The organism is Ruminococcus sp. CAG:330 (assembly GCF_000437175.1).
In the GTDB taxonomy this organism is placed as follows: Bacteria; Bacillota; Clostridia; order Oscillospirales; family Ruminococcaceae; genus Ruminococcus_C.
In genome coordinates this window covers 699-9,653 of record NZ_FR898053.1, presented here as the reverse complement: position 1 = coordinate 9,653, position 8,955 = coordinate 699, and the positions used below count along the sequence as shown (strand labels likewise).

Sequence of the window (8,955 nt, the reverse complement as noted above, 5' to 3'; positions counted from 1 at the left end):
CCCTCCCCTTTCAGGGGAGGCATAAAAAAGGATAGGTTGTACCGGTATTCGCTGGTTTATGCCAAAGGAAACTGGCGGACACGGCACGCCGTGTCTCTCCAGCATGCACTTCATGCCAATTTGTCATGTTCAAATTTATATGTGAATTTTTCGTTAACTATTGAGAATACATATTGACAAGAGAGAACCAATCTGCTATAATAGAGTCAGAAAAACAAAGCGCCCGGCTCCAAGCGGCAGCGCACAAAACTGTTTTTTGGAAACAATCAAAATCATAGATGAAAAAATCACAGGAGGAAATTATCATGAAAAAGTTTGTATGTTCTGTTTGCGGTTATGTATACGAAGGCGAAGCTGCACCGGCAGTCTGTCCCATCTGCGGTGCTCCCGCTGAAAAGTTCAACGAGCAGAAAGCAGACGCTACCGAATGGGCAGATCAGCATGTAGTTGGCGTGGCACAGGGCGTAGACGAGGAGATCGTACAGGGTCTGCGGGAGAACTTCAACGGCGAGTGCTCCGAGGTCGGCATGTATCTGGCAATGGCACGTGTCGCATTCCGTGAGGGCTATCCGGAAATCGGTCTGTACTGGGAAAAGGCTGCTTACGAAGAGGCTGAGCACGCTGCAAAGTTCGCAGAACTGCTGGGCGAAGTGGTTACCGACTCCACCAAGAAGAATCTGGAGATGCGGGTTGCTGCGGAGAGCGGCGCATGTGCCGGAAAGAAGGCACTGGCTGCCAAGGCAAAGCAGCTGAATCTGGACGCAATTCACGACACTGTACACGAGATGGCAAAGGACGAGGCTCGTCACGGCTGTGCATTTGAGGGCTTCCTGAAGCGGTACTTCAACGACTAATGCCGTTTTCATAAGATCGGATTCTACCCCATAAAAAGCGGAGGGCACGGGAAACTGTGCCCTCCGTTTGTGTTTCTGATTCTAACACATGTTTACAAAAAACACTGGTATAGGCTCTTAGAAAATTCTGCGCAGCCAACCAAAAAAGCGTGCAGAAGCTTTTCCGCTTCCGCACGCTTTTCATTTTTCCGATTTTCTGAAAAATAAATATGCCTACTGCATCTTCGAAACCACAATGGCAGCCAGCAGGTTGAGGAAACCGGCGGCGATTCCGACCAGCGCCGGAAGCAGACCGCCCTTTCCGAACATCAGGCTGGCAAAACCGGCGATCACTGCTGCAATTCCCAGGACTGCACCCACCAGTACCGGCAGGAAATATCCCGCTGCAATGGCGAGAATCGCCAGCACCAGTGCCACAACGCCCAGCATCAGCGCTGTTGCCTCCTTGGGCGTGCGCTCTTTTTTCGGCTTTTTCGGCTTGGGTTCCTTTTTCTTCGGCACAGTCTTTTCTCTCTGTTTCATGGAAAAGCCCTCCGAAAATTAGTCACGCAGGGTGACATCCTTGGCAGCCAGTGCTTTCAGCACACGCTTCATAGCGGCATCTGCCTGCTCATCGGTCAGTGTGCCCTCGTGAGAGCGCAGACGCAGGGAGAAGGACACACTCTTCTTGCCGTCGGCGATCTGGTCGCCCTTGTAAACGTCAAACAGTGTCACCTGCTCCAGCAGCTTTCCGGCTGCCTGCTGGATGGTTTCCTCCAGACTGCCAACCGGTACGGCATCATCACAGAGCAGACTCAGGTCACGGGTAATTGCCGGGAACTTGGGCAGCGGCTGGTAGGTGATCTCCGGTTCTGCCAGAGCAGCCATCTCCTGTACCAGCAGCTTTGCCACATAGGTTCTCGCCCCAATGCCGTAGGTCTTCTGCACAGTGGGGTGCAGCTCGCCCAGATAGCCGATGGGATTCTCACCGCAGAAGATCACTGCGCTTCTGCCCGGATGGAGTGCGCAGCACTCTTCGAATACACCTTCTGCCTCGGCGGGACGCACATAGGTGCACTTCGGCAGACGCAGTTCTTTCAGCAGCGCATCCACTGCACCCTTCAGGGCAAAGAAATCTGCGCTGTCGCCGTACATGCCAATGGTCATACGGTTCGGCTCTTCCGGCAGAGTGTCCGGTCCGGTGGGCAGATACTCCTTGCCGATCTCATACAGGGAAACAGCAGCGTTCCGATTCTTGTAGTTGGTTGCCAGAACGTCCAGCATGCAGGGCAGTGTGGTGGTGCGCATGATGCTGGTGTCCTCGCCCAGCGGGTTGGTGATGGTAATGGTCTTGCGCAGCTTGCTGTCTGCCGGCAGACCAATGCGGTCGAAGCACTTGGGGGAAGTGAACGAATAGGTCAGCGTGCCGTAATAGCCCAATCCCACCATGGTCTGTTCTGCCTTGCGCAGGAACTGCTGCTGCGGTGTCAGCTGTGCCTCTGCCACACCACGGATGACCGTGGACGGAATGTTATTGTAGCCGTAGATTCGTGCCACTTCCTCGGCAATGTCTGCCGGACGCTCCAGGTCGATGCGGAAGCTGGGCGAAATGCAGACATCGCCGTCCACATGAATTTCCAGCGACTCAAGTGTCTTAACCATCTCCTCACGGGAGATATCCGTGCCAAGGAACCCGTTGATCCAATCCGGATCGAAGGGAATCTGTGCCGGCTTTGCAGTGCGGTTGTCCACCTCAATGAACTCTGCCACCGGCTCGCCAGCGCCCAGCTGTTCTACCAGTTCCATGGCACGCTTCAGAGTGCGGGGGCATCCGTCCGGATCCAGCCCCTTTTCGTAACGTGCAGAAGCATCGGTGCGCATGCCCAGCTTCTTGGCAGTCCGGCGAACCTGTACCGGTTCGAAATAAGCAGACTCGAACACAACAGTGGCGGTGTCATCCATGATACCGCTGTACTCGCCGCCCATAACACCGGCAACTGCAATCGGCTTTTCCGCATCGGCAATGATCAGCATCTCCGGAGAAAGCTGACGCTCCTGACCGTCCAGTGTGGTGATGGTCTCGCCGTCCTTGGCGTTGCGGACAACGATCTTGCCGTCCTTGACATAGCGCAGGTCAAAAGCGTGCATGGGCTGGCCGTATTCCAGCATGACATAGTTGGTGATGTCTACCAGATTGTTGATGGGGCGCACGCCGCTGGCACGAAGCCGCTCCCGCATCCAGCGGGGCGACGGGCCGATCTTCACGTTCTTTACCATGCCGGCAATGTAACGGGGACAGAGAGTGGGATTCTCCACAGCAACAGAAAGGGTGTCACTGAGTTTCTCCGCAGAGCCGTGGAATTCCGGCGCTTTCAGGTTCAGGGGCTTGCCGAACGTCACGCCAGCCTCTCTCGCCAGACCGACCACAGACAGGCAGTCCGGACGGTTGGAGGTGATCTCAAATTCCACAGAGGTGTCGTTCAGACCGATTGCCTCGTGGATGTCCTGTCCCGGCTTGCAGTCCTCCTCGATGAGGAAGATGCCGTCCTCGATGGCATAGGGAAAGTCGTGCTTGGTCAGACCCAGCTCGCCCAGAGAGCACAGCATGCCGTTGCTCTCCACGCCACGGAGCTTGCCCTTTTTAATGTGAACACCGCCGGGCAGGTCAGCGCCGATCATTGCCACCGGCACCAGTGCGCCCTCGACAATGTTCTGTGCGCCGGTGACGATCTGGATGGGAGCGCCGCTGCCCACATCTACCTGACACACCTGCAAGTGGTCGGAGTTTTCATGGGGTGTGATGGACAGCAGCTTGCCGACGATGACATTCTTGACTTCCGCACCCTCTGTTTCATAGGTTTCAACCTTGGAGCCGCTCATGGTCATACCGGCGCAGAAATCCTTTGCGGAAACGCCGCAGTCCACGTAGTCAGCCAGCCATTTCAACGATAAATTCATCTGAAATTCTCCTCCTCTTAGAACTGTTCCAGGAACCGATAGTCATTCTCGTAGAGCAGACGCATGTCGCCGATGTTATAGCGGCGCATTGCGATACGCTCCAGACCCAGACCGAAGGCAAATCCGGAGTAAACGCTGCTGTCGATGCCGCAGCCCTCCAGCACCTTGGGATGCACCATGCCGGCACCCAGCAGTTCGATGTAGCCCTCGCCCTTGCACATGCGGCAGCCCTTGCCGTGGCACTGGAAGCACATCACGTCAACCTCTGCGCTGGGCTCTGTGAACGGGAAGTGGTGGGGACGGAGACGGATCTTGCAGTCATCGCCGTACAGGCGCTGCATCAGCAGTTCCAGTGTACCCTTGAGATCTGCCATGGTGATGCCCTTGTCTACCACCAGTCCCTCGATCTGATGGAACAGCGGGGAGTGTGTCGCATCGACGGCATCCGAACGGTAAACCCGTCCCGGAGAGATCACACGGATGGGCGGCTTCTGGTTCTCCATGACGTGCACCTGTACCGAGGAGGTCTGGGTGCGGAGCAGAATGTTGTCAGTGATATAGAAGGTATCCTGTGTATCCCGTGCCGGATGGTCGGGCGGCAGGTTCAGTGCCTCAAAGTTATAGTAATCGTATTCGACCTCCGGACCGTCTGCCACAGAAAAGCCCATGCCCAGAAAGATCTCCCGAATTTCGTTTTCCACGATGGTCAGCGGATGCATGCTGCCCACCTTCTGCGCCTTGCCCGGCAGCGTGATGTCCACGGTTTCTGCCGCCAGCTTATGCGCCAGCGCAGCCTCCGCCAGACGCTGCTGTTTGTCTGCCAGCAGCTTTTCGATGTCCGAGCGCACCTGATTGGCGAGCTGCCCCATTGCCGGACGCTCCTCCGCCGAGAGCTTTCCCATTTGCTTCAGGATCGCCGTCAGCTCTCCTTTTTTTCCCAGATACTGCACACGCAGATTTTCCAGCAGTTTCGAATCCGCACAGTCAGCCAGCGCCTGCTTGGCAGCACTGCGGATTGCTTCCAGTTGTTCTTTCATACCCAATTCTTTCCTTTCCGAAGCCGCCGGCACACGGCACAGCTTCTCTTTTTCCCGCACGGGGACGTTCGAGCGTCAGCGCTCACGGCTCTAGGGACAAAAAAAGACCTGCCCTGAAAACAGGACAAGTCCGAACGCTTGCATAACCACCCATTTTCAAAGAGCCATCACTCTCCTGTTCTTTATGCGAACATCACATCTGAACCTACTTTGCCCTGCGTTTTCACACCGGCGGTTCTGCCCAGCCACTCAGAAGGGAACTTCAAGGCAGCGCTGCATCCGGATTCTCAGCCAATGCTCCGGTTCTCTGTCATGCAGCTCTCTGCCCCTACTCGCTTCGTCATTGTGTTTCCTGCCGTAACCTGCCGAAAATTCGAAAGGAATCCGCCAAATCCGGCAAGTTCAAACGGTCTGATATTTATTATACCTTGTCTTTCAAAAAAAATCAAGAGGATTTTCAATTTTTTTCTTGAAATTTCCCCGGAGTTGTGCTAAAATAAGAAGTGGAGTGCAAAATTCACGGATATCACATTGGGAAAGTGCAAAAAATATGGCAAATTACCTAATTCCAAAAGGAACTTTTTTCACAAATTCCCCAAATTTTCAGAAAGCGCTCCAACCCTGCCGGAAAATTCGTGCACGAAGCTGCACCGGAAGCTGTCCGGCACGTCACGGAAGGAGTCATCAACATGGATAATTTCGCAGAGTACATGGTCAAGAAACGGCCGGATTCCTCTGACAACCTGAAAAAGATCGGCATCATCGCTCTGGCAGCAATTCTTTGCATCGTCACCACCGTACTCGCCTTTCTCATCAAGATCCCCTTTATTCTTATCATCACCTGCGCACTGATCTACGGCGCTTACTTTCTGCTGAGCAATCTCTCGGTGGAATATGAGTACGCCGTCACCAACGGTGAGGTGGACGTGGACAAGATCATCGCACGGCGCAAGCGGGTGCACCTCATCACCGTTCAGGCGGCAGATTTCGAGGCATTCGGCCCGCTGACAGACGACGTTCCCGACGATGATTCCCGCACGCTGGTGCTCTGTGCCGACAACACCGGCGAAGGCGAGTACTACGCCGACCTCACCACCGAGGACTACGGCGAGACCCGCATCATCTTCACCCCGAACCAAGCGGTTTTGGAGGCGATTCAGGCAGCCCTGCCCCGCAAGCTGCGCAGGACGCAGCAGTAACCCGGCGGAGGCAGTCACATGGCACCATGGATCTCCAATCTTCTGGCAGGCTATCTGCTTCTCATGTGTGTGATCGCATTCTGCGCCATGGGCATTGACAAACGGCGTTCCATTCGCCGTGCGTGGCGCATTCCGGAAAAGCGGCTGTTCCTCTGGGCGCTGCTGGGCGGCGGTGTCGGCGGTACGCTGGGCATGTTCGTCTTTCACCACAAGACACGGCACTGGTATTTCCGCTACGGCTTCCCGCTGATCGCAATTGCACAGCTGGCACTGGCTGCATGGCTTTTCTCCAAGAGCCAAGTCCTGCACTAACTTTGCATATCATTCACACTGCCCTTGTGTGAGTTTCGTTTCGTTCTGCACCGCAGAACACACCCATTCACTTTCATATTTGACAGAATTTACTTCTGTCCTCTCTACCCATAGGAGGTATTTTTTCATGGCATATTCCCTTCGCAAACGATGGCTGAGCGTTCTCACAGCAGCCACCCTCTCCCTCTCCTGCTTCCCCATCGGTGCTGCATCCCTTTCGGCATCGGCAGCAGGCTCCGGTGCAGACGCACTGAACGGCCAGTGCAGCAGCACGAAGAAAGACGACTTCTCCAACTTGGCATTTCTGGCGCTGGAAGCGTACTCCTTCAGCTGCGCCGGCATCGAAACCAATCTCTCAGACACCAACTGGTCCCTGCTGGATGCCGACGAATCCGGCAGCATCAGCATGGATGACTCCATGAAGTTCCTGCAATGGTCTTCCTACCTCGCTGCCAACAAGAGCCACGCTCCGGAGGCAGAGCAGTTCCTCCAGAAGTGGAATACTACCACCACAACAGAAGTTTCCGAGGAAACCACGGAGACCACGGAGAGCACCACGGTGACGGAAGAAACCACGACGGCAGCGGAAGAAACCACCACCAGTGAAGAAATAACGATGACCTCTGAAACCACGACTGAGGAAATCACAACCACAGAGACCGCAACAGAAGAGGTAACAACCGCCACAACAGAGGCACTCACGACGGCAGCGGAAGCGACAACGGAGACAACCGCCGTTACCAGTGCAGCAGGAACCGCTACAGAAGCTGCAACTACTACAGAGAGCACGACCACACCGGAATCCGCCACCACCTCTGCTACCACAACCAGCAGGATGACCACGGCAAAGACGACCACAACGCCTGTTGCCACCACCACCGAGGGCATTGGCGCATGGGCAAACAAAGACCTCTACCGGGGCATTGATGTATCCATGTACCAGCAGAATGTGGACTGGAAAGCGGTCAAGAATTCCGGCGTAGATTACGCCATCATCCGTGCGGGATACGGCAGATATGCCAGTCAGGAAGATCCCTACTTCGACCAGAACATGCGCAACGCCAAGGCTGCCGGACTCGCCTGCGGTGCCTACTGGTTCAGCTATGCCGACAGCGTCGCTGCTGCCAAGCAGGAGGCAGAGGTATTCCTTCAGGTCATCGACGGCTATCAGTTCGAATATCCGCTGGTCTTTGACATCGAGGATCAGGTACATGTGAACATGACCAAGGAACAGGTTTCCGCCATCATCGAGGCATTCTGCCAGACTGTAGAGGCAAAGGGCTATTACATTTCCGTTTACAGCTACGCTTCGTTCCTGAACACCAAAGTCTATCAGTCCGTGCTGGATCGGTACGATATCTGGGTGGCACATTTTAATACCAGCGCACCGGCATACTCCCTCTCCAGTTACGGTATGTGGCAGTATTCCTCCACTGGTTCAGTCCCGGGAATCGCCGGCGATGTGGATCTGGACTACGGCTATTACCGCTACCCCAACATCATGTCGCAGGCACACCTGAACGGCTTCTAACGACAAACAGCCGGAACGCATTCTCATAACAAAACGGGCAGCCATGGAGTTTCTTCCACGGCTGCCCATTTTTCGGGAATAGTCTATTTTGATATCGAATGCAGTCAGACTTTATTTATTCCTTGGTTTCCTCTTCTTCAGATTCCTCCGCCTCTGTTTCTACAGCGCATTCTTCTGCCGACTTCTGACGGTAAGAGAGCACAAATGCACGAATCACAGAGAAGCAGAGGTAGACAGCGAAGAGCAGAGCTTCTGCCACCAGCATCGGACGCATCATTGCGGAAATTGCTGTGGAGATCACGCTGGAAGTGCTGCCGCTTGCCGGAACCAGCACATTATAAGCGTTGGCATAGGAAACGGTTTCGAAGTAATCGTCTGCGGTCTTATTGACCAGTTCAATGGTGGAGTTGATCTTGTCGCTCAGTTCCTGAAGCTGCTGGTCGGCACGTTCTTTTTCCGCATCGCTTGCGGTTGACTTGGACTTCAGCGCTTTCAGGCGCTCGTTGTAAGCGTTGATCTTCTGCTGCAGAGTAGAAACATTCTCCTGACAGGTGAGCTTCTGATCGATCAGCTTGTCATACGCCTCCGACGGCTGCGTCAGTGTGGTCGCCTGACTATCAGCGCCGGCGAGAATGACTGTGGAATCCTTCTTATAATTCTCGATGGACTCCGTCACCGATGCCAGCTGTTCCTTGGCAGCGTTCATGCTCCGTGTCAGTGTGTCGATACGGTACTGATAGTAGGTGGTAAGTTTGTCCTTGTCCTTGGTGATGTTCTTTCCGATGATGTAGGCGGTGAGGGAATCATAGTCCACATCCTGCAAACTCTTAACGGCCTCCTGTAAGTCCGCAAAAGTGTAGCCCGTTTCTGTGGAGCGGAAGCGGGTGGTATCGTTCTGCGCCAGATTCCGCACATAGACTTCCAGCGAATCCAGCGACGAGTTCATCACATCGACTGCTTCCGGATAGTCATAGTTGCCGTAATCCACAGAAGTCAGCGCCGTTCCCAGTGCCTCATTATAGCCGTACTTGCCGACAAAATAGATCTTATAGTCATTCAGCAGGGCGTTTAGCAGCTCTGCTGCC

7 protein-coding genes and 1 pseudogene are annotated in these 8,955 nt (G+C 54.6%); 4 read left to right on the top strand and 4 right to left on the bottom strand.

Translation table 11 applies throughout. The features are described 5' to 3' along the window. Nucleotides 1–305 precede the first annotated feature (305 nt). Nucleotides 306–854 (top strand): NADH peroxidase, encoded by a 549-nt coding sequence (locus QZL66_RS06440; protein ID WP_022410911.1) that lies wholly within the window; start codon nt 306–308, stop codon nt 852–854. Between the two features lie 213 nt (nt 855–1,067). Here QZL66_RS06440 and QZL66_RS06435 read toward each other — a convergent pair whose 3' ends face one another. Genes QZL66_RS06435 through pheS form a run of 3 tightly spaced genes read right to left on the bottom strand, consistent with a single transcriptional unit; the run spans nt 1,068 to nt 4,828 of the window. Beyond that, complete coding sequence (locus QZL66_RS06435; RefSeq protein ID WP_022410910.1) at nt 1,068–1,376, bottom strand: hypothetical protein; 309 nt, start codon at nt 1,374–1,376, stop codon at nt 1,068–1,070. A gap of 18 nt (nt 1,377–1,394) precedes the next feature. Then, on the bottom strand, nt 1,395–3,791 hold the full coding sequence (gene pheT / locus QZL66_RS06430; protein WP_022410909.1) for a phenylalanine--tRNA ligase subunit beta: 2,397 nt from the start codon (nt 3,789–3,791) through the stop codon (nt 1,395–1,397). Nucleotides 3,792–3,808: 17 nt separating this feature from the next. Beyond that, on the bottom strand, nt 3,809–4,828 hold the full coding sequence (pheS, locus tag QZL66_RS06425) for a phenylalanine--tRNA ligase subunit alpha (protein ID WP_022410908.1): 1,020 nt from the start codon (nt 4,826–4,828) through the stop codon (nt 3,809–3,811). A gap of 689 nt (nt 4,829–5,517) precedes the next feature. Between pheS and QZL66_RS06420 the strand changes: the two genes are divergently transcribed. The 3 genes from QZL66_RS06420 (at nt 5,518) to QZL66_RS06410 (ending at nt 7,870) form a co-directional block, all read left to right on the top strand. Beyond that, nucleotides 5,518–6,027 carry a DUF6106 family protein gene (locus QZL66_RS06420; protein ID WP_022410907.1) on the top strand — a complete coding sequence of 170 codons (510 nt, stop codon included), beginning with the start codon at nt 5,518–5,520 and terminating at the stop codon, nt 6,025–6,027. A gap of 18 nt (nt 6,028–6,045) precedes the next feature. Then, the gene (locus QZL66_RS06415) at nt 6,046–6,339 is read left to right on the top strand and encodes a DUF1294 domain-containing protein (protein ID WP_022410906.1); all 294 of its coding nucleotides are present in this window, start codon (nt 6,046–6,048) and stop codon (nt 6,337–6,339) included. A 127-nt stretch (nt 6,340–6,466) separates the two neighbouring features. Continuing rightward, the gene (locus QZL66_RS06410) at nt 6,467–7,870 is read left to right on the top strand and encodes a glycoside hydrolase family 25 protein (protein WP_022410905.1); all 1,404 of its coding nucleotides are present in this window, start codon (nt 6,467–6,469) and stop codon (nt 7,868–7,870) included. Between the two features lie 115 nt (nt 7,871–7,985). Here QZL66_RS06410 and QZL66_RS06405 read toward each other — a convergent pair. Then, nucleotides 7,986–8,955 (bottom strand): annotated as a pseudogene (locus QZL66_RS06405) (lipopolysaccharide biosynthesis protein); the annotation flags it as partial.